At 72.3% G+C, this 19,526-nt stretch carries 23 protein-coding genes; 10 read left to right on the plus strand and 13 right to left on the minus strand.

The window, feature by feature from the left end:
• Positions 1–71 precede the first annotated feature (71 nt).
• Both AC2H4J_RS15140 and AC2H4J_RS15145 read right to left on the minus strand, forming a co-directional pair.
• Positions 72–893 (minus strand): DUF3152 domain-containing protein, encoded by an 822-nt coding sequence (locus AC2H4J_RS15140; RefSeq protein ID WP_487465695.1) that lies wholly within the window; start codon positions 891–893, stop codon positions 72–74.
• Between the two features lie 155 nt (positions 894–1,048).
• Positions 1,049–2,098: an alpha/beta fold hydrolase gene (locus AC2H4J_RS15145; protein ID WP_487465696.1), complete on the minus strand. Its 1,050-nt coding sequence runs from the start codon at positions 2,096–2,098 to the stop codon at positions 1,049–1,051.
• Between the two features lie 67 nt (positions 2,099–2,165).
• On the opposite strand from AC2H4J_RS15145, the gene AC2H4J_RS15150 reads away from it, so the two are divergent.
• Positions 2,166–2,798, plus strand: coding sequence for a TetR/AcrR family transcriptional regulator (locus tag AC2H4J_RS15150; RefSeq protein ID WP_487465697.1), 633 nt, complete (start codon positions 2,166–2,168; stop codon positions 2,796–2,798).
• Between the two features lie 105 nt (positions 2,799–2,903).
• Positions 2,904–3,146: a DUF3107 domain-containing protein gene (locus AC2H4J_RS15155; RefSeq protein ID WP_487465698.1), complete on the plus strand. Its 243-nt coding sequence runs from the start codon at positions 2,904–2,906 to the stop codon at positions 3,144–3,146.
• A gap of 54 nt (positions 3,147–3,200) precedes the next feature.
• Here the strand turns inward: AC2H4J_RS15155 and AC2H4J_RS15160 are convergent, their stop codons facing one another.
• Both AC2H4J_RS15160 and AC2H4J_RS15165 read right to left on the minus strand, forming a co-directional pair.
• The gene (locus AC2H4J_RS15160) at positions 3,201–3,866 is read right to left on the minus strand and encodes an SDR family NAD(P)-dependent oxidoreductase (RefSeq protein ID WP_487465699.1); all 666 of its coding nucleotides are present in this window, start codon (positions 3,864–3,866) and stop codon (positions 3,201–3,203) included.
• Entirely contained in the window at positions 3,863–4,519 is a 657-nt protein-coding gene (locus AC2H4J_RS15165; protein WP_487465700.1) for a ferritin-like fold-containing protein, read from the minus strand. Before AC2H4J_RS15165 ends, AC2H4J_RS15160 begins: the two co-directional genes overlap by 4 nt.
• A 313-nt stretch (positions 4,520–4,832) precedes the next feature.
• On the opposite strand from AC2H4J_RS15165, the gene AC2H4J_RS15170 reads away from it, so the two are divergent.
• From AC2H4J_RS15170 to AC2H4J_RS15185, 4 genes are all read left to right on the plus strand, one after another.
• Positions 4,833–6,518 (plus strand): DEAD/DEAH box helicase, encoded by a 1,686-nt coding sequence (locus tag AC2H4J_RS15170; RefSeq protein WP_487465701.1) that lies wholly within the window; start codon positions 4,833–4,835, stop codon positions 6,516–6,518.
• Between the two features lie 95 nt (positions 6,519–6,613).
• Positions 6,614–7,714, plus strand: a complete 1,101-nt coding sequence (locus AC2H4J_RS15175) for an outer membrane protein assembly factor BamB family protein (protein WP_487465702.1) — start codon at positions 6,614–6,616, stop codon at positions 7,712–7,714.
• Positions 7,715–7,730: 16 nt separating this feature from the next.
• Complete coding sequence (locus AC2H4J_RS15180; protein ID WP_487465703.1) at positions 7,731–8,648, plus strand: alpha/beta fold hydrolase; 918 nt, start codon at positions 7,731–7,733, stop codon at positions 8,646–8,648.
• A complete protein-coding gene (locus tag AC2H4J_RS15185; RefSeq protein WP_487465704.1) occupies positions 8,645–9,499 on the plus strand; it encodes an oxygenase MpaB family protein in 855 nt (284 codons plus the stop codon). The genes AC2H4J_RS15180 and AC2H4J_RS15185 overlap by 4 nt, the downstream gene beginning before the upstream one ends.
• Here AC2H4J_RS15185 and AC2H4J_RS15190 read toward each other — a convergent pair.
• Entirely contained in the window at positions 9,489–10,382 is an 894-nt protein-coding gene (locus tag AC2H4J_RS15190) for a LysR family transcriptional regulator ArgP (RefSeq protein ID WP_487465705.1), read from the minus strand. The two genes, AC2H4J_RS15185 and AC2H4J_RS15190, sit on opposite strands and share 11 nt — an antisense overlap.
• Before the next feature lie 71 nt (positions 10,383–10,453).
• Between AC2H4J_RS15190 and AC2H4J_RS15195 the strand changes: the two genes are divergently transcribed.
• Positions 10,454–11,086, plus strand: coding sequence for a LysE/ArgO family amino acid transporter (locus AC2H4J_RS15195; protein ID WP_487465706.1), 633 nt, complete (start codon positions 10,454–10,456; stop codon positions 11,084–11,086).
• 18 nt (positions 11,087–11,104) lie between these two features.
• Here AC2H4J_RS15195 and AC2H4J_RS15200 read toward each other — a convergent pair whose 3' ends face one another.
• The 5 genes from AC2H4J_RS15200 to AC2H4J_RS15220 form a co-directional block, all read right to left on the minus strand.
• Positions 11,105–11,953 carry a RecB family exonuclease gene (locus AC2H4J_RS15200; protein ID WP_487465707.1) on the minus strand — a complete coding sequence of 283 codons (849 nt, stop codon included), beginning with the start codon at positions 11,951–11,953 and terminating at the stop codon, positions 11,105–11,107.
• Positions 11,954–12,013: 60 nt separating this feature from the next.
• Positions 12,014–12,871, minus strand: a complete 858-nt coding sequence (locus AC2H4J_RS15205) for a PHP domain-containing protein (protein ID WP_487465708.1) — start codon at positions 12,869–12,871, stop codon at positions 12,014–12,016.
• Between the two features lie 43 nt (positions 12,872–12,914).
• Entirely contained in the window at positions 12,915–13,550 is a 636-nt protein-coding gene (locus tag AC2H4J_RS15210) for a PH domain-containing protein (RefSeq protein ID WP_487465709.1), read from the minus strand.
• A gap of 5 nt (positions 13,551–13,555) precedes the next feature.
• Complete coding sequence (locus AC2H4J_RS15215) at positions 13,556–13,714, minus strand: hypothetical protein (protein WP_487465710.1); 159 nt, start codon at positions 13,712–13,714, stop codon at positions 13,556–13,558.
• 162 nt (positions 13,715–13,876) lie between these two features.
• Positions 13,877–14,500 (minus strand): DUF6758 family protein, encoded by a 624-nt coding sequence (locus tag AC2H4J_RS15220; RefSeq protein ID WP_487465711.1) that lies wholly within the window; start codon positions 14,498–14,500, stop codon positions 13,877–13,879.
• Positions 14,501–14,569: 69 nt separating this feature from the next.
• Here AC2H4J_RS15220 and AC2H4J_RS15225 point away from each other — a divergent pair, with 69 nt between their 5' ends.
• Positions 14,570–15,007 (plus strand): NUDIX hydrolase, encoded by a 438-nt coding sequence (locus AC2H4J_RS15225; protein ID WP_487465712.1) that lies wholly within the window; start codon positions 14,570–14,572, stop codon positions 15,005–15,007.
• Between the two features lie 25 nt (positions 15,008–15,032).
• Here the strand turns inward: AC2H4J_RS15225 and AC2H4J_RS15230 are convergent, their stop codons facing one another.
• Complete coding sequence (locus AC2H4J_RS15230) at positions 15,033–15,539, minus strand: MaoC family dehydratase (RefSeq protein ID WP_487465713.1); 507 nt, start codon at positions 15,537–15,539, stop codon at positions 15,033–15,035.
• A gap of 211 nt (positions 15,540–15,750) precedes the next feature.
• Positions 15,751–16,044 carry a WXG100 family type VII secretion target gene (locus tag AC2H4J_RS15235; protein WP_487465714.1) on the minus strand — a complete coding sequence of 98 codons (294 nt, stop codon included), beginning with the start codon at positions 16,042–16,044 and terminating at the stop codon, positions 15,751–15,753.
• A gap of 540 nt (positions 16,045–16,584) precedes the next feature.
• On the opposite strand from AC2H4J_RS15235, the gene AC2H4J_RS15240 reads away from it, so the two are divergent.
• On the plus strand, positions 16,585–16,959 hold the full coding sequence (locus AC2H4J_RS15240) for a hypothetical protein (RefSeq protein WP_487465715.1): 375 nt from the start codon (positions 16,585–16,587) through the stop codon (positions 16,957–16,959).
• A gap of 596 nt (positions 16,960–17,555) precedes the next feature.
• A complete protein-coding gene (locus AC2H4J_RS15245) occupies positions 17,556–18,251 on the plus strand; it encodes a hypothetical protein (protein WP_487465716.1) in 696 nt (231 codons plus the stop codon).
• 226 nt (positions 18,252–18,477) lie between these two features.
• Here AC2H4J_RS15245 and AC2H4J_RS15250 read toward each other — a convergent pair whose 3' ends face one another.
• Complete coding sequence (locus tag AC2H4J_RS15250; protein WP_487465717.1) at positions 18,478–19,455, minus strand: IS1595 family transposase; 978 nt, start codon at positions 19,453–19,455, stop codon at positions 18,478–18,480.
• Between the last annotated feature and the right edge of the window lie 71 nt (positions 19,456–19,526).

Raw genomic sequence — 19,526 nt, forward strand, 5'->3', positions numbered from 1 at the left:
CACGGGGGCCGTCGATCACGGGTGACAACAGCGTGGCACGGGCGAGGATTCCCGCGTCCCGGGTACCGGAGCTATGGGAAAGGCCACGCGTTCTTGACGCAGCCCTGCAGCCCCAGCGTCTGCTGCTGCATGACCGGGGCGACCTTCCCCGCACCCGGGCACTGCTCGTGGCCGTGTCCGAGCACGTGGCCCACCTCGTGGTTGATGACGTAGAGCCGGTAGGTCGCGATGTCGCCCTGGTAGTCGGGGACGGCGGTCGTCCACCGGGCCAGGTTGATGACGGCGCGGTCGCCGTAGCGGCAGGAGGTGTAGCCCCCGGTGCCGACGCCCGGGCAGTAGGTCTCCATGTGCCCGGGGCTGACCAGCGCGACCTTGAAGTCGAACGACCCGGCGGCGGCCTCGGCGGCACCGACGCGCTGGAAGGACATCGTGCCGCCGCTGCCCCAGGAGCGCGGGTCCCCGAGCGTCCGCTCCGCCGCGGCGGCGAACTCGGGTCCGTCGACGTCGATGTCGTCCTCGACCTCGACGATGAAGCGCTTGCGCGGGCCCGACCCCATCACCGCCGAGGAGCCGTCGACCACCGACAGCGTGCCGGCGCCGCGCTCGACGTAGGACTCCTTCCCCGCCACCTGCGGCGCAAGGCTCGCGTCGACGTCCCCTTCGGCGGGGCCGATCGGCGCGCTGTCCACGGTGGGCACGGCGGTCGACTGCGGCGCGGCATCCGTGGCCGCGCTGCTCGACAGCCGGGCGGCCGGCGTGACGGCGAGGTCGATCAGGACCAGAACCGTGGCGAGGCTGAGCAGCGGGATCGCATACGCGCGCCACCCGTACCGGAGGACGAAGCGGCGGAAGCGTCCCCGGGGGTGCCGGACGGCGGGGCGGCGTCCCGGCACGGGGACCACCGACCGGGCGACGAGGGGGCCCGGGCGAGCCGACCGTGCGCCGACGGGACGGGCAGCAGCGGGACGGCGTCCGCCGGCCGGGCGCTCTCCCCCCACTGACCGCACTCCCGCTCCACGTCCCGCACCGGTGTCAGAGCGTCAGCGTCTCACGCTCCGTGGCGGCTCGACAGCAGCCGGGCGTCACCGGCTTGTCCTTCCGTCGCCTCGACCATGCCCAGGACCGCCCGCGCGGTCTCCTCCGGCGCCTCCATCATCGCGACGTGCCCGACGTCGTCCACCACCAGCAGGCGGGCATCCGGGACGACGGCGGCGAGCCGCGGGCCCAGCGCCGGGTCGACGAGGCGGTCGCGACCGCCCCAGATCACCAGCGTCGGCCGCGTCAGCGACCGCGCCGCCCGCCAGGCGTTCGCCGCGCCGACCGTGAGGTAGGAGGTGATGAGCCCGCGCATGCTGCCGACCAGTGCTCGGTCGGCCCACGGCTGCTCGGCCCGTTCGCGCATCTCCTGCACCGCCTGCTCGAGCCGCTCGGGCGGCACGCGGGACGGTTCGCCGAAGCACATCGCCACCATGGCGCGGACGCTCTCCTCCGGCGTGATCCCGCCGATCCTCCGCGCGGCCAGCGACGGGACGCCGGGCAGCAGCAGCAGGAGCAGGGCGCGGCTGAACGCCGCCGGGACGCGGTAGACCGGCATCGCCGGGGAGATGAGCGTCAGGGACGAGACCAGGTCCGGACGGCGGCTCGCGACCAGCACGCTGACCAGCCCGCCGAGGGAGTTGCCCACCAGGTGCACCGGCCGGCCGGCGCCCTCGCCCGGCTCGTCGCGGACGTGCTCCAGCACGTCGACGACCGCCCGCAGGTGCCCGCGAACGGAGTAGCGGGGCCGCCGCGGCGGAGCGGAACGGCCGAAGCCGGGCAGGTCGACCGCCCAGCCGTCGAACCGCACGGCCAGGAGGGCCGCGAGGTCGGTCCAGTTCGTGGAGGCGCCGCCCAGGCCGTGGACGTACAGCGCACGTTCGCGGGGACCCTCGGACCCGTCCACGGGGCCCGTCCACGGCGTCCGGCGGAGGAAGACCTCGCCGTCGCGGACGGCGAGGCCCGCACCGGGCCACGGCGGGACGACGGACCCGAGCCGCGACAGGGACGCGCGCGACGACAGGGCCCCGGGGACGGAACCGCCGGGAGATGGTTCGGACACTCGTACGACCGTAATCCCGGCCGGGCGACATGCGGTTCGTGAACCCGCCGGTAACATCTCTGGGGTCATGCAACCGCAACGTCCGACCGCCGCGAACAGCCGGCGCACCTCCCGCCTGCCGAGGAGTGCTCGCCGCCTGCAGTTGCTGCGCGCCGCCCAGGACGTCTTCGTCGCCCAGGGCTTCCACGCCGCGGCCATGGACGACATCGCCGACCGCGCCGGGGTCAGCAAGCCGGTGCTCTACCAGCACTTCCCGGGCAAGCGTGACCTGTACCTCGCGCTGCTGGAGGAGCACGTCTCCGAGCTCGCCGAACGGGTCGCCGAGGCGATGGGCGGCACCGACGACAACCGGGCCCGGGTCGATGCCGCGGTGGGCGCCTACTACGACTTCATCGACGCCGAGGGTGAGGCCTTCCGCCTGGTCTTCGAGTCCGACCTGCGCAACGACGACGACGTCCGGGCCATCGTCGACCGCGGCACCCGCAGGTGCGTCGAGGCGATCGCCGAGGTCATCGCCGCCGACACCGGCGCCGACCCCGAGCGCGCGCTGCTGCTCGCGTCGGGCCTCACCGGCATGGCCGAGACCAGCGCGCGCTGGTGGCTGCCGAGCAAGGGCACCGTCTCCCGTGACGAGGCGGTCTCCCTGCTGTCGGCCCTGGCCTGGCGCGGCATCTCCGGCTTCCCGCGGGTGGACGGCTGACACCACGGACCGCCGTTCGCTGACGGCGCACCCGAACGGCGCGTCCGGACCGGGACCGCTGGGCTAGCGTTGGGGGCAGTCGCGAACCGAGGAGGCATCGCCCACGTGGAAGTCAAGATCGGTGTTCAGCACTCCCCCCGGGAGCTGGTCATCGACAGTCCCAAGACCCCTGAAGAGATCGCAGCCGAGGTGTCGGCGGCCATGTCCGGTGGCACCAAGGACGGCCTGCTGACCCTGGTCGACGAGCGGGGTCGTCGCGTCGTCGTCCCCGTCGACCGGATCGCCTACGTCGAGATCGCACAGCCCGACCAGCGCCGCGTCGGTTTCATCGCCGGAGCCGGCGCGTAGTTCCCGCACGTCCCGCGAGGCGTCGTCCGCACTGCGGACGGCGCCTCGCGGCGTTCAGGCGGTGAGGTCGACGACGCTGCGCCAGTCGTCACGCGGACCGGCGGTCTCGGCGACCAGGTCGGCGTAGAGCGCGGCCACGCGGTCCGGCGGGATCTGCTTCTCCTCTCCCACGAACCCCCGCACGGTCACGGTCGCGACGTGGATGCCGTCGGCCGCGAGCCCGGCGGCCTGCACCTCGGCCAGTGCCCGCAGCGCCGCCTTCTGCACCCCGAGCGTGGCCATCGAGGGGATCGGGCGGTCCGCCGAGCCGCCGCCGGTGACCAGCACCGTCCCCCGGCCGCGCTCCCGCATGCCGGGCAGTACGGCGCGAAGCGACGTCTGCAGGCCGACCGTGCCGGCTGCGAGATCGGCCAGCAGGTCTTCCGGCGACAGTGCGTCGACGGCGGCCTGCCGTCCCACGGAGACGTTGAAGAGCAGGACGTCGACTGGCCCCCGGCCGGCGATGAGTCGCTCGACGGCGGCGGTGAGAGCGGCGGGGTCACCGGCGTCGGCCGCGGCCCACTCGGTGGCGATGCCCTGACCGCGGAGCTCCGTCCCGTGCTCGGCGAGCGCCTCGGCGCGCCGGGCGATCAGGCCGACGTCGTAGCCGTCGGCCCCGAAACGGCGGGCGGTGGCGCCCGAGATGCCCGGGCCGGCGCCGACGATCAGCAGGTGGCTCACGGGTTGAGCCCCAGCGCCTTCATACGCTTGGTGTGCGCGTCGGTGATCCGCTTGATCAGCCGCGCGACGCCGCCGAGATCACCGGTGCCGCTGATGATCAGTTCGGCCAGCGCGTCGTGCTCGGCGATCACGGCCTGCGACTGGGTCATCGCCTCCCCCACGAGTCGTCGTCCCCACAGCGAGAGCCGTCCGGGCACGCGCCGGTCGGCCTTGATCGCCGCCCGCACCTCGCGGACGGCGAAGTCCGCGTGGCCGGTGTCGGCGAGCACCTCGAGCACCAGTGTCCGGTCCGGCTCGGCCAGGAATCCGGCGATCTCGCGGTAGAAGTCCGACGCCAGCCCGTCCCCGACGTAGGCCTTCACGAGCCCCTCGAGCCACGTGCTGGGCCGGGTGCCCTCGTGGAAGGAATCGAGCGCGGACACGAAAGGCGCCATGGCCTTCTGCGGGTCCTCGCCGAGCTCGGTCAGCCGGTCGGTGAGCCGGCCGTGGTGCGCGATCTCGGCGGCCGCCATCCGGGCCAGTGCGGCGCGGCCGGCCAGGGTGGGCGCCAGCCGGGCGTCCTCGGCGAGCCGGTCGAACGCGGTCAGCTCGGCGTAGGCCAGCGCCCCCAGCAGCTCGACGACGGCACTGCGGCTGTCGACCGGGGTCGTCACACGGTTCTCCTGGGATCGCGGGGTGCGCCTGGGTACGCCGCGGTGGCGCTGATCTCCGGAGAGGCGCGGCGCGGAGAGGCTAACCGGTGCGCAGGTTAGGATGGGAGCCGGTGAGCCGCACGGCTCGCTGTGTATCTGTGCGCTGACGACCGCTGGACGACGCCCTCCCGGGGCCGTCTCCCGGGCCGATGTCACTGACGCCCGGTTCTGCTGGCTGCGTTGGCGCTGGAACCGATCCCGCGACAACCCACCGGGACAGGCCCGACGCAGCACCTGCTCGGGCCCGCTCCCCCAGCAGACCAGAGGCGAGAGCTTGACCTCCACCGAGAACACCCCCACATCCCCCGAAGCCGCCGAAGCCGCGGCCCTCGAGCACGCCGAGAGCGGCGCGCCCGCGCCCGAGGAGCTCGAGTCGCAGGTCGAGGAGCTGGGCGGCGCACCCGTCGCCAGCGACAGCCCGCTGTTCAGCGACTTCGACGTGCACCCCGACATCGTCGCCGCCCTCGCCGACGCCGGAATCACCCGCACGTTCGCGATCCAGGAGCTCACGCTCCCCCTGGCGCTGGCCGGCCACGACCTCATCGGCCAGGCGCGTACTGGCACCGGCAAGACCCTCGGCTTCGGCGTCCCGATGCTGCAGCGGATCACGCCCCCCGCGGAGGGCGGTGACGGCGTCCCGCAGGCGCTGGTCGTCGTCCCCACCCGTGAGCTGTGCGTCCAGGTGTCCCGTGACCTGGCCGCCGCCGGCGCGCGCCGCGGCATCCGCGTCCAGGCCATCTACGGCGGTCGCGCGTTCGAGCCGCAGATCGAGGCGCTGCACAACGGCGTCGAGATCGTCGTCGGCACCCCCGGCCGGCTGCTCGACCTGGCCCAGCGCGGCGACCTGATCCTGGGCAAGGTGCGGGCCCTGGTGCTGGACGAGGCCGACGAGATGCTCGATCTGGGCTTCCTGCCCGACATCGAGCGGATCCTCGCGATGGTGCCGGAGAAGCGGCACACCATGCTGTTCTCCGCGACGATGCCCGGCCCGATCGTGACCCTGTCCCGGTCGTTCATGACCCAGCCGACCCACATCCGGGCGCACGGCAACGACGAGGGCTCGACCGTCCCGCAGACGACGCAGTTCATCTACCGGGCGCACAACCTCGACAAGCCCGAACTGCTCTCCCGCGTGCTGCAGTCGCGCGGGCGCGGCCTGGTCATGGTCTTCTGCCGCACCAAGCGGACCGCCCAGAAGGTCGCCGACGAGCTCGTCGACCGCGGGTTCGCCGCCGCCGCCGTGCACGGCGACCTGGGCCAGGGCGCCCGCGAGCAGGCGCTCCGCGCCTTCCGCAGCGGCAAGGTCGACGTCCTGGTGGCCACCGATGTCGCTGCCCGCGGCATCGACGTCACCGGCGTGAGCCACGTCGTGAACTACCAGTGCCCCGAGGACGAGAAGACCTACGTGCACCGCATCGGCCGCACCGGCCGCGCGGGCTCGACCGGTGTCGCAGTCACGCTGGTCGACTGGGACGACATCCCCCGGTGGCAGCTGATCAACAAGGCGCTGGATCTCGACTTCGCCGACCCGCCGGAGACCTACTCCACCTCGCCGTGGGTCTACACGGACCTGGACGTGCCGACGACGGCCACCGGCCGCCTGCCGCGCTCGCAGCGGACCCGCGAGGGCCTGGAGGCCGAGACGCTCGAGGACCTCGGCGAGACCGGCAAGCGCAACCGGCCCACGCAGTCCGGCGGCCGGGACTCCGGTGGACGAGGTGACTCGCGCGGCCCGTCCGGCGGCCGCTCCGGGGAGCGGTCCGGTGAATCCGAGGGCAAGAGCCGTCCGCGCCGGCGCACCCGTGGTGGCGGTGCCGCGACGGCGCAGGGCGAGGCAGCTCCGTCGTCCGCCGAGTCGCCGTCCGCCGCATCCGCGGAGGGGGGCGCGCCACGCCCGCGCCGCCGTCGTCGCCGGGGAGGCGCCAACCGCGGTGGTGGCGGCTCCGAGTCCGCCGCCTGATGAAGGGCCCCTCTGCCCCCCACCGCTCACACGTTCGCGGCGGGGCCCTGCAGAGGGGCCGCTCCAGTCCGTTCCGGCGCCGCCCGCCGGCGAGGGTGATCGTCTGGGCTGCGGCCACCGTCGTCCTGCTCGTCGTGGCGACCCTGCTCTGGCGCGGATCGGACGCCGCGGCGACGGAGAGCACGACCGCCTCGCCGGCCGACGTCCCCACCGGGACGCCGGCCGGAGCGGTCTCGGAGAACTGGTCGGCCGAGGGCGAACCGACCGCGGTCGCGGGCGGGCGGGTGCTGGTCGGCTCGCGGCACGGTGTCCGCGCGCTGAACCCGGTCACCGGCGAGGAGGCCTGGCACTACACCCGGAGCAACGCCCGGATGTGCGGACTGACGGCGACCGACGGGGTCGCCGTCGCCGTGTTCGCCACCGCGGACCGCTGCGACGAGGCCGTCGCGCTGCACGCGGACACGGGGGTCCGCGCCTGGACGCGCAGTCTCCTGCTGCGCAGCGACGCGACGCTGATGTCCACCGACCGCATCGTCATGGCGACCAGCCCCACGGGCGTGGTGACGATCGATCCCACCGGCGACAACATCCGCTGGCGCTACGCCGCGCCGTCCGGCTGCCGATTCCTGCAGACGGCGGTCGGCAGCGCGGGGGTGGCCGTGCTGCAGAGTTGCTCGACGGCGCCGATCGCGCAGCTTCGGCTGTTCGACGGTTTCTCCGGGACACCGCACTGGACGCGGGACGTGCCCGTGGCCAGCCGTCCGCGACTGCTCGGCGCCGACACCCTGCCGACCCTGCTGGCCGACGGCGCCCTGCAGGCACTGTCGCCCACGGACGGCGCCGTGCTCACCTCGCTGCCCGTTCCCGCCGGCGCCGACGTCCAGGTCGGGGCGGCGGGCGCCCTGACGCTGGTCCGCGTCGACGGGCAGCTGACCGCGCTCGCCCCCACGTCCGGAGCCGCGGTGTGGAGCGTCCCGGCCCGCGCTCTCCCGAGCAGCGTCGGCGCCCCGAAGGCAGCCCGTGCGGCGGAGCCGCTCCTGGTGCCGGACGCCGACGCCGTCGTCCGCCGCGACCCGGCGACCGGCGTCGAGCTCGGCCGCTCCGTCGCACCCGACCTGCCACAGGGAGGCACCGCGACCGGGATCGGGCCGGTCGTGGTCCTGCAGCTGCCCGACCGGGTGCGCACGTACCGCTGAAGGCACACTGGGAACCATGGTCCTGCCCGGCGGCCCCGACTCCACCGTTCCCCTCGCGATCGCCCCCGACGACCTGCGGCAGCTCGCCGACCACGAGGCCGAGCACCGCAGCTTCCCCGGCCGGGCCGGGCCCCTGGTCGCACTGGACACCGGCGGTGAGGCGGTGCGCGGCACCGTGCTCATGGTCGCCGGGTACACCGGCAGCAAGGAGGACTTCGCTCCCCTGCTGGCCCCGCTCGCCGAGGCCGGGTACCGGGTGGTGGCCATCGACCAGCGCGGCCAGTACGAGTCGCCGGGTCCGGACGACCCGGCCGCGTACTCGGTGGCCGAACTCGGCGCCGACGTCCTCGAGGTGGCGGGGGTGCTGCGCGAGCAGTCCGGCGAACCCCTGCACCTGCTCGGACACAGCTTCGGCGGTCTGGTCACGCGGGCCGCCGTCCTGGCCGACCCGGGGCTGTTCACGTCGTTCACACTGCTGGGCTCCGGGCCGTCGCGACTGACCGGTCGCCGCGCCGACCTCCTCGACCACCTCGGCCCGCTGCTCGAGCAGGGAGGCGTCCAGCTGGTGCACGAGACCCTCGAGCAGGTGGCGATGACCGACCCGAAGGCGCAGGCGGTGCCCGCGGCGACCCGCGAGTTCTACACGCGGCGCTTCCTGCGCAACTCCGAGGCGGGGCTGCGCGGCATGGCCGACGCCATGCTGCGCGAGCCCGACCGGGTGGCCGAGCTCGCGGCCACCGGGGTGCCGGTCCTGGTCGCGCACGGCGAGGCGGACGACGCCTGGCTGCCGCACGTCCAGGCCGAGATGGCCGAGCGGCTGGGGGCCCGCCACGAGGTCATCAACAACTCGATCCACTCCCCCGCCGTCGAGAACCCGCCCCGAACCCTGGAGGTGCTGCTCGACTTCTGGGCGGCGACCTCCGCGCGCGCATGAGCGACTGGACCGCCGAGGAGGACCGGATCGGGTTCTTCGGCCCGGACAGCGTCACCTGGCGGATCCACACCGATCCCACGTTCAGCGTGGGTGGGTTGCGCGCCCTTCTCCTGCAGGCGTTGCATCCCGTTGCGATGGACGGCGTGGCCCGGTTCTCCGGTGGCTTCCGCGAGGAGCCGTGGCCGCGGCTGATCCGCACCGCCACCTACGTGGACACGCTCACCTTCGGCAGTCGCACCGAGGCCTCGACGGCCGTCGACCGGGTGCGCGCCATCCACCGCCGGCTCGGCGCGACCGAGGAGACGACCGGACGGACGTATCGGCTCGACGACCCGGACCTGCTGCTGTGGGTGCACTGCTGCGAGGTCGACTCGCTGCTGTCGACCGCCCGCCGCTCCGGCCTGCCGCTCACCGACGGCGACGCGGACCGCTACGCCGCCGAGCAGGTGACCGCCGCGGAGCTCATCGGTGTGCCGACGGACGACGTCCCGGACTCCGTCGACGCCCTCGCCGCCTACTTCGACGCGATCCGCCCCTCCCTGGCGGTGACCGCCGCGGCACGGGAGGCCTACCGGCTCATCGTGCTGCCGCCCATGCCCACCTGGGTGCGCTACCTGACGCCCGCCCAGCCGGCCTGGGGCGGCCTCGCGACGCTGGCCGTCGCGCTGCTGCCCTCATGGGCGCGGCGGATGTACTCGCTGCCGGGGCTGGGGCTGACCGATGCCGCGGCGACGGCAGGGCTGCGGGGTTTCCGGCAGACGATGCTCCGGCTGCCGCAGCGTGTGCGCCGCTCGCCGATCGTCTGGGGTGGCTGGGACCGGGTCGCACCGCTCCAGGGGCTCAGCGCCTGACCCCGGGGTCGAGCTCGACCCTCGCCGCTTGCCGCACCGCCTCGGCCACCCGGTCGAGGGCCGGGGAGACGAGACGCCACTGCTGCCAGTACAGAGCCACGTCGCGGACGCCGTCCGGATCCAGCTCCAGCAGTTCTGCGGCGGCGGGAGCGCCGGCCAGCTGGAGGTCGGGCACCATCCCCCAGCCCAGCCCCAGCCAGATCGCGCGCAGGTAGTCCGCCGACGAGGGCACGGAGGAGGTCGGCGGGCTCACGACGCCGTGCCGGCGGAGGTAGCCGTGCTGGAGGTCGTCCCTGCGGTCGAACACGACCACGGGAGCCTCGGCGAGCGCCCGCGCCGAGACACCGGCCGGGAACCAGCGGCGGAGAAATCCCTGGGTGGCCATCGGGCGGTAGCGCATCGCCCCGAGCCGGACGACGCGGCACCCCGGCACCGGGTCGGCCTCGGCGGTGATCGCCGCCATCACCGTTCCGTCGCGGAGCAGGTCGCCGGTGTGCTCCTGGTCGGTGGTGTGCAGGTCGAAGCAGTAGTCCGAGCCCAGCGGCGCCAGCGCCGGCAGCACCCAGGTCGCCAGTGAGTCGGCATTGACCGCGATCGGCATGGTGACCCGCCCGCCGGGGTGATCCTCCGACCCCAGCTCCCGCGCCGTGTCGGCGCCGAGGAGTTCGACCTGGCGGGCCAGCCGGAGTACCGCGGCGCCCGATGGGGTGACCCGCACCGGCTTGGAGCGCACGAGCAGCACCCGGCCGGTCGCCGCCTCGAGCGCCTTCAGTCGCTGGCTGACCGCCGAGGGCGTCACGTGCAGTTCGCGAGCGGCACCGTCCAGCGTGCCGGTGGTGACGGCGGCCGCGAGGGCCCGCAGCTGAGCGAGGTCCAGATCCACGTAAGCAACGCTACCGAGGCTGAAGAATCATGAGTTTGGTTTCGGGCGATCCCGGTTCGTACCGTGGCCTCGTGTCGACCTCCGCCGTACTCGCCGCGATGGCCGGCCTGGGACTGGGCCTGTCGCTCATCGTGGCCATCGGCGCCCAGAACGCCTTCGTGCTCCGTCAGGGCCTGCGGCTGGAGCACGTCGGTGCGGTCGTCGCGGTGTGCGCCGCGTCGGACGCAGTGCTCATCTGCGCGGGAGTCCTCGGCGCCGGGGCGCTGCTGCTCGCCCACCCGGGCCTGCTCACCGTGGTCTGCTTCCTCGGCGCGGCCTTCCTCCTCACCTACGGCGCGATGGCCGCGCGGCGGGCGCTGCGCCCGGCCGACACGCTGGCCGCCGACGCATCGGGCGCCCGTGCCGGGCTCGCGGTCACCCTGGCGACCTGCCTGGCGCTGACCTGGCTGAACCCGCACGTCTACCTCGACACGGTCGTGCTGCTCGGCTCGCTGTCGGCCACCCACCACGACGACCGGTGGTGGTTCGCCGCGGGCGCGGCCACCGGCAGCGTCGCCTGGTTCGCCGCCCTGGGCTTCGGGGCGCGCCTGCTCCGCCCGGTGTTCGCCCGACCCGCCGCGTGGCGGGTGCTCGACGTCCTGATCGCCGTCGTGATGACGACGCTGGGCGTCTCCCTGGCCGCGCGCGGGCTGACCGGCGGCTGACCGACGCCTGCCCGCCGGTCAGACCTCGGCCTCCTCCTCCGCCAGGAAGCTCCAGGTCTCGCGCGCCGGCGTGGCCGCCTGACCCGTGGGGCAGCTCGGACGGAAGTCGCACCAGCCGCACTGCCGGCCCGGCACAGCGGGGAACGCCTCGTCGGGCGAGGCGCCGGCGGCCAGGCTCTCCGTGGCGGCCGTGATGTCGTCGGCGACGTCCTCGGCCCGGCGCACGTGGTTGGCCAGGGACTTCTCGGTGTGCTCGAACGACGCGACGGTGCCGCTGGGCAGGTGGTGCAGCTCCACCCGCGAGCAGGGCCGCCGCAGCGTCCGCCGCACCCCGAGCACGTAGGCGGCGAGCGCCGGTGAACCGCGCGCCTCCTCGTCGGTGCAGGGAACGCGGCCGGTCTTGTAGTCGACGACCACGAGCTCGTCGCCGCGCTGGTCGATCCGGTCGATTCGGCCCGACAGCGCGAGCCGTTCGGTGGTGGCGCCCACGGTGCGCTCGTTGCCCACCGGCTCGTCGGTGGGATCGAGCGTGCCGACGTAGTCGGTCAGCCAGCCGGCGGCGCGGGCCCGCCACCGTTCGGACTGCTCGGCGTCCCGGAACCCGTTCTGCGACCACGCGGCGTACAGCAGCTGCCGCGCCGACGCCGTCGTCCGGCGTTCGACCGGCAGGTCCCACCACGACCGCAGCGCGGCGTGCACCGCCGAACCCACCGTGTTGTGCGCCCAGGCGGGCCCCTTGGCCGGCATCGGCCGGTCGACGTAGGCGAAGCGGTAGCGCCGCGGGCAGTCGGAGAAGGTGGCCAGCTTGCTCGGCGTCGCGGAGAACAGCCGCCGCGGCATGCCCGGCATCTCCATCTGGGCGCTCACGGCGCCGCCGTCCGGCTGTCCACGTCCTGCACGGTAGCGAGCGCCACTGACGATTCCGGTTCAGTCCCCGAGGGGCGCGCTGCCCGTCCCGGCGGCGAGGATCGCCTCGAGCTGGTCGGGATCGGTCGTGCACGCGCCGATCGGCGTCGCCTTGTTGGTCCCGTGGTAGTCGCTCGACCCGGTCACGATCAGGTCCAGGTCGGCGGCCAGGCCCCGCAGGTGGGCGCGCTCGGCGGGCGAGTGGTCGGGGTGGTCGACCTCGATGCCCATCAGCCCGGCCTCGACCATGGCCGCGACCGCGGCGTCACCCACGACGCGTCCCCTCTTGGTGGCCAGGCCGTGCGCGAACACCGGCACCCCGCCTGCGGCACGGACCAGGGCGATGCCCTCGCGGACCTCGGTGTCGACCTTGGCGACGTAGTAGGGGCTGCTGTGGTGCAGCAGCGTCGTGAACGCGTGGTCGACCGACTCGACGACCCCGGCCTCGACCAGCGCGCGGGCGATGTGCGGGCGGCCGACGACCCCGCCTTCGGAGCGTTCCACGACCTGTTCCCAGGACACCGGATGGCCGTCGTCGGCCAGGCCCCGGACGATGCGCTCCCCACGCTCCAGGCGCTCGTCGCGCAGCCGGGCCCGCTCCGCGGCGAAGCCGGGGTGCGCCGGATCGAACAGGTAGGCGAGCAGGTGCACGCTGATCGGCGGCGTGTCGGCGGGGAACCAGCGGCAGGACATCTCCATCCCCGGGACGACCGTGAGTCCCGGGGGCCGGGCCGCCGCGGCGGCCTGCCAGCCGGCGGTCGTGTCATGGTCGGTGAGCGCGACGACGTCGAGACCCGCGGCCCGGGCCGACGCCAGCAGGTCGGCGGGGCTCTCGGTGCCGTCGGAGACGGAGGAGTGGGTGTGCAGGTCGATCCGCATCACCCTCAGCCTGCCGGATGCGGCGCCCGACCGCCCGCGCGGCTCACGGCTGCGGCGGGGGAAGGCCCTGGATCGGCTCGGTGTCACGCCCTTCGTCGTCCGCGGGTCGCAGGTCGCGGTCGTCGTTGCCCTCGTCGTCGCCAACGGTCGCCGCACCGCCGTAATCGCTGCTGAACAGCAGCTCGCTGACCTGCCGGTACCGCGTCTGGGCGTCGGGCATGTAGGTGAGGTGACGCAGGGCCTGGTCCTGTCCGGCGGACTCGAAGCGGAACGTGCCGTAGCCCAGGAGTTGACCGCCCAGGGTCTCCTGCCAGGTCAGGTCGGTGATGCGGCGCAGGGGCAGCAGGGTCACCGTGCGGACGATGACCCCCGAAGTCAGCAGCACCCGACGGCGGCTGACGATGAAGTGCCGCATCCACCACTCCGCGAACCGCAGGCCGTAGTAGACGGCGACCGCGAGCAGCACCAGCAGGCCGGCGGAGCTCGTGACCCGGTTGGCCGGATCGAACACCAGCAGCCAGCCACCGATGAGGACGCCCGCCAGGGACTTGAGCGTCGGCTCGATGAGGACGGCCCAGTGGCGGCGGGTGATCACCACCGGAAGTTCGCCGCGGAGCAGGTACTTCTCGACGTCCTTCCGCGCGCGGGTGGGCAGCCCGTCGAGGCCGGAGCCGGTCATGGGGCCTAGGTGAGCGACTTGACGAAGTTCGCCAGCGAGGACGCGGCGTCGCCTAGGGCGTTGCCCGCGTTGCGGACCAACTGCGCGGACTGCTCGGGCGCCTGGATGACGTAGAAGATGACGAACGCGACGACCAGCCAGGTGACGACCTTCTTGGGATTCACCGCCACCTCCACGGGTGCATGCGGGCAGGCTCGCGACGGCTTGCGAACCCGCGGATACAGGGTCCACCCGAGTGGGGCGGACAGCTTCGTCCCATGGGTAACACAGGTCCCAGCCGCCCCACCGGCGGCGCGCCGATCATGAGGGAGCCCGTCGGGTTCCGGTTACTTCCCCGGCAGCAGGTGCTCACCCGGCGGACCCAACGGCAGGTCGGGGTAGAGGCGGTCGCGCAGATCGATGAGCTCGAGCTGCTCGGCGAGCAGCCAGGCGGCGTTCATCGGCCACATGACCAGCCACAGCCAGACGCCGTAGGCCTCGCCGACGAACGCGGCCCGGTCGTCGGACGTCGGGATCGCCCACAGGGGGGCGTGCTGACCGGCGGCTTTCACGTCGACCGACGAGGGCCCGTCGATCACGTCGCCGGGGTCGAGACCGGGCAGCCCGGCGTAGCCGCAGCCCACCCCGGTGCCCGGCTCCTCGGCGACCAGCACGAGCTCCGCGGACCCGCCGAGCGGCGCGGGGCCGGCGCAGTCGACCACGATCGCGCGGGCGCCGGGCTCCCCGCCCCAGGCCAGCCCGGTGACGGCCCACCCGGCCGGCATGGGATCGGGCACCCAGGCCGGCACCCGGGCGTCCGCGGTCACGGCCGACAGCGCGTCATGTGCGACGAGCAGCGTGTAGTGCAGCGGGGTGACCGCGCCGTGAACGTGGCACCACGCCTGCGCGGCCGAGCCACGACGGACCACCAGCTGCTCGCCGCAACGGGGGCAGACCGGCGACTGACTCATCGAGTGACACCGTCCTGTGACGGCACGCAATCGTCAAGCGGGCCGGGCGGGACTGCGTAGCGTGCGGACATGCCTGCCTCCGACGCGGACCGTCCCGGCGCGGGCCGCGTCGTGCCCTGCGTCGGCGCGGTGGTGCACGACGCGGCCGGACGGCTGCTGCTCATCCAGCGCGGCCACGCTCCCCACCGTGGGTCGTGGTCGCTGCCCGGCGGCCGGATCGAGGCCGGGGAGTCACCGGAGCAGGCGATCGTGCGCGAGGTCCGGGAGGAGACCGGTCTCGTGGTCCGGCCGGGCCCGGCCGTGGGCCGGGTGACGATCCCGGCGGACGACGTCGTGTTCGACGTCCTCGACCTCGCGTGCGAGCTTGGCGATCCGGATGCCGAACCGGTGCCAGGGGACGACGCCGTCGCTGCCGTGTTCGCCGACGCCGCCACCTTGGCCGAACTGCCCTGCACGCCGCTCCTGGTCGAGACGTTGCGCGACTGGGGCGTCCTCCCCCGCTGCTGAGCCCGCTCCCGTCGGGCCCGCGCGGTCAGCGCGGAGCGGGCTCGGGACGCCCCGGCTGCTCGCCGCCGCGGGCCTCGCCGTAGGACCGCTTGGGCACCATCACCTTGCGGCGGAAGATGCACACGACCGTGCCGTCCTGCTTGTAGCCGATCGTCTCCACGTGCACGATCCCGCGGTCGTCCTTCGACTTCGACTCGGTCTTGTCGAGGACGGTCGTCTCGCCGTAGATCGTGTCGCCGTGGAAGGTCGGCGCGACGTGCCGCAGCGACTCGATCTCCAGGTTGGCGATCGCCTTGCCGGAGACGTCCGGGACGCTCATGCCGAGCAGGAGCGAGTAGATGTAGTTGCCCACGACGACGTTCTTCCCGAAGTCGGTGGTCTTCTCCGCGTAGTTCACGTCCATGTGCAGCGGGTGGTGGTTCATCGTGATCAGGCAGAACAGGTGGTCGTCGTACTCGGTGACGGTCTTCCCGGGCCAGTGCTTGTAGACCGCCCCGACCTCGAACTCCTCGTAGTACCGACCGAACTGCATCTGCTGGCTCCCGACCTCGACTGGTGGACGGGGTCGGCCGCACCGGGAGCAGCCGGCCGCCCGGGCGGGACGTGCGGCGGCCCACGACGGAGCAGCGGCGACCCGTCCGGACGGGCGTTGATCCTACGGACGTGCCGGCGGAACGCCCGCCGAGGCGGGCGCCCGGGCGACCCCGCGGAACCGTCACCGACCCGCGGGGTCGCCTCCGGAGTCAGATCATGGCGCCGATGCGTGCCGCCATGTCGGCCTCGTGCTGCTGGTACGAGCCGGCCACGCTGGTCAGCAGGGTGCCCATTCCCGTGAGCGCGTCACTGACCCCCTGGGCCGAGCGACGCCAGTGCTCGTACAGCTCGCTGAACTGCACCGCCGCCTGGCTGTCCGTCCAGCCGTCAAGCACCGAGGTGTTGATTCCGCTGGACAGCGTGGCGTGGCGTGCGGCGGTGTCGGCGGCCTCCGACCGGCACTGCCCGGCCATGTGCTGCAGCGTTGCGATGTCGACCTTCACGGGTCCTCCTCCGATCCGGGACCGTCCCGGTCGTGGCGAACGCTAGGACGTCCCCGCAGGCCACCCCCCGAGTTGTCCACAGGCGGATGACTTGTCCGGCGATGTGTTACTTGACAAACCCAGGTGAGCCGGGTCGACCGGCGACGCAGGGTGAAGATAGGGGGAAATTGCCAGGGAAGTGGGGGTGAATCCAGAGGAGAACCCCTGCGCCGCCCTGGAACAGCTGTAGTAGCTTGCGAGTTGACACCTAACGGGGGGTACAGGTGCGCGTGTGGGAGTGAGCCCGCCATCGCGACTGCGCGAGTGGGTCAGGTTGGCAGTGGAGGTGGGATGGACGTACGACGAGACGGCCGACGGGCATCCGCGCCTGACCCCGCCGCCTGGACTGACTGATCCCTACCGCAACGACCGCCCGGCAGCGCCGATCACGTTCGGCAAGACGCCATCCGACCACCGAGGCGACACGAACATGGTCACGCAGCTACGCCGGCTAGGCGTTCCGATCCCGCACAAGGGGCATACGAAGAAGAAGGGGAAGCCATGACTGACTGGACTGTCGAAGCGACCGTTGCGGCCGTGACCGACGGGGACTGGTCTCGGCTCCGCAGCATCATCGACCTCGTCCCGGGGACCCTGCTCATCGAAGACCCCGAAGAACCGATGCTGATCTTTCCCGTAGAGGCCGCCTCGCCGATGGACGCCGTGCTGTTCGTCGATGGCATCGCGCAGCTTGTCGGACTCGAACTGCGCTCCGGTTCGGTCAGTCCCACTCCCGAAGCGGACTACGAAGTCAAGAACGGCGAGGAGCATCCCGACGCTGGCACGCCAGCAGTTGACGCCATCAACCAGTGGATCGCATCGGTGCCAAAGTTCGATGGTCGTGTCACTGACGAGGGCAAGGTCGAATACGCCTGACCCGACGCCCACCGAACCGAAGCCCCTCAGCCAATCAGGCTGAGGGGCTTCGGTCGTTTTAGGTGGGGTTCGGTGGGCTCTTGTGCTCCTCGGCGTCGCCCTCACTGCTTGCGGCGGTCGGCTCGTCGTCCGGCTTTACCGCCAGGAGTGCGCGCAGCGCCTCCTCCGGGTCCAGACCGTGAAGGCTGACCGGTTCGTCGCGTGAGGGGTTACGCCGGGACGGCGACATGGAGCGCGGTCACATCCTCCGCTGGCCAGGGGAGACCGACCGGTGCGCGGCCTTCAGCCGCCGCGTCCTCGACCTCCTGCGGGAAACAGACCCACACCACAGGGAAGTCGCGTCCAGCAACTACTCCTGTCAGAGCAACACGCTCGGTGTGCTCGCCGCGCGCGTTCACCACACCCACTCGGCTGCCTGCTGTGATTTCCATGCCTCCGACGCTAGGCCCTAGCGGTGTAGTCCACGGCTTGCGAGGCAGATAATCTGCGGAACATCCCTAGGCGTGCGTGTCGTCGGTTGCGACGGACTACGGTCTGGGCGTACGGTCACTGCGTCAGCCGGACTACCGACCCCGGCGCGAACCTATGGACTAGCCATGGAGCCCGACAGCAAGTTCTCGCCTCCGTACAACATCTCCTGGGCGACCTTCCTCAGCACCGTTGAGCGGATTGCGGCCGACCCGCCGACGCGGGTGGATCGCAGCTACCTCGACTCGCAGTCCGGCAACGTCCAGACGTACTTGATCGCCGCTCTCAAGGGATTCCAGCTCATCAGTGAGGACGCTCGCCCGACGGGTGTGTTGGAGTTCGCGGACCCCGATGACCGGAAGAAGAAGGTCGCTGAGCTGCTGGTCACGCACTACCCGACGATCGTCCCTCTAGGGGAGACCAACTCCACGTCGGGTGAGCTGACGGAGGCGTTCAGCGCTGCCTTCCCTCAGATCACAGGCGAGTCCCGGGTGAAGGCAATCCGGTTCTTTATGTCCGCCATGGCGTACGCCGAGCTTCCGACGGCTCAGCTTTGGGGCAAGGTCAAGGCCCCACGAGGCGCCAGCGTCAAGCGCAGTACTCGCAAGGCCACGTCGCGAGTGCTGGCGGATCCGCCAGCACCCCCCGAGTCGCCGGCCACGATCACATCCGAAGCCGCGATGAAGGCCAAGTACTTCGAGCTGCTTGTCGAGAAGGCCAAGGAGTCTGGCGGCGACGATGCCGGACTGTTCGACCGGATCGAGCGCTTGATCGGCGTAACGCTGCCACCCGCAGCGGATGCCACCACGAACCCCCAGCCCTGAGCTGGGCTGAGACAAGACTCGACCGAGAAGGAGATGGTCATGAGGAGGGGCTAGGCCCCCGCCGCCAGCGCCTGTGAGATGGGAGCGGCGGGGGCGAAGCGGTGGCTCGGCTGGGGTGCATCAACACCCCGGCCGGGTCATCGGCACGGGCCGGGGCATGGTTGCCAGGAGCGCCCCTTGGAAGGTCTCCCCGCGGGTCCAATCCCCGTCCGGTCCACTTGTGATCTTAGCTCGTCAGAGGCTTGTAGGTCAGCCGCCGTCCACCCGTTCGGGTCAGCAGAAGGCGCATCCGCTGCGAGTCGCTGATGTGGCAGGTGCTGTACCGGTAGTCGAACTCCGCCAGGTAGCGGCCCAGGTGTTCGGTGGACACGTGATGGTGCGTGCCGTCCAGAGACCGCTTGAGCTGCGAGAAGAACCCCTCGACCAAGTTGGTTGAGACGTTGCCCCGCGTGTACTCCCCGGCACTGTGGTTGACCGACTCGTGTCCGGCCATCTGAGGGGCGATTGTCTTGTAGCCCTTGTGCTCATCGGTGTAGAGCCACGTGCGCTTGGGGTCCATGACCTTCTCAATCGCTGGCAGCAGCGTCTTGCCGGTTACGTCGGGGACGACGACTGAGTGCGCTTCGCGGGTCTCGTAGTGGATGAGCGAGACGACGGCCTGCTTGTCCGAGGTATGCCAGCCTCGTGGCTGCTCGCGGGGGTCGCTGCGGTGGCGGTTCTTGGGCTCCCCGCCAATCCACGTCTCATCGACCTGGACGGCCCCGCCGAGCAGGCCGGCCAGTGGCTCCCGCTTCATGGCCTCGCGGATGCGGTGGGTCATGTACCAGGCGGACTTGGGGGTCAGGTCGTACTTCCGCTCAATCTCCCGCGCGGCCAGGCCGTTCTTGCTGGCGCACATCTCGAAGATGACCATCAGCCACGTGCGGATCGGGATCTTCGTGCCGTGGAAGATCGTGCCGACCAACACCGTGAACTGCTTGCGGCAGTCCTTGCACTTCCACACCCGCCGCTGAGACCGCGACCCGGTGCGCGTTGCGCGGGACGTGCCGTTCTTGGGCTCCAGGTAGTAGTGCTTGCCGATCACGCCACAGTGGGGGCAGACGACGCCGTGCTCCCAGCGGAGACGCTCAAGCAAGAGGTAGGCGTCGGACTCCGTTGGCACCTGCGCCATGAGCGCTGGGATGGAGGACTCCTGCTTGGCCATGTGAGGAATTCTCCTCAGCGTGCTTGGGTTTGTCAAGTAACACATCACCACTTGTCCACAGGTCCGTCGAT

This window comes from Blastococcus sp. OS1-29, assembly GCF_057628075.1.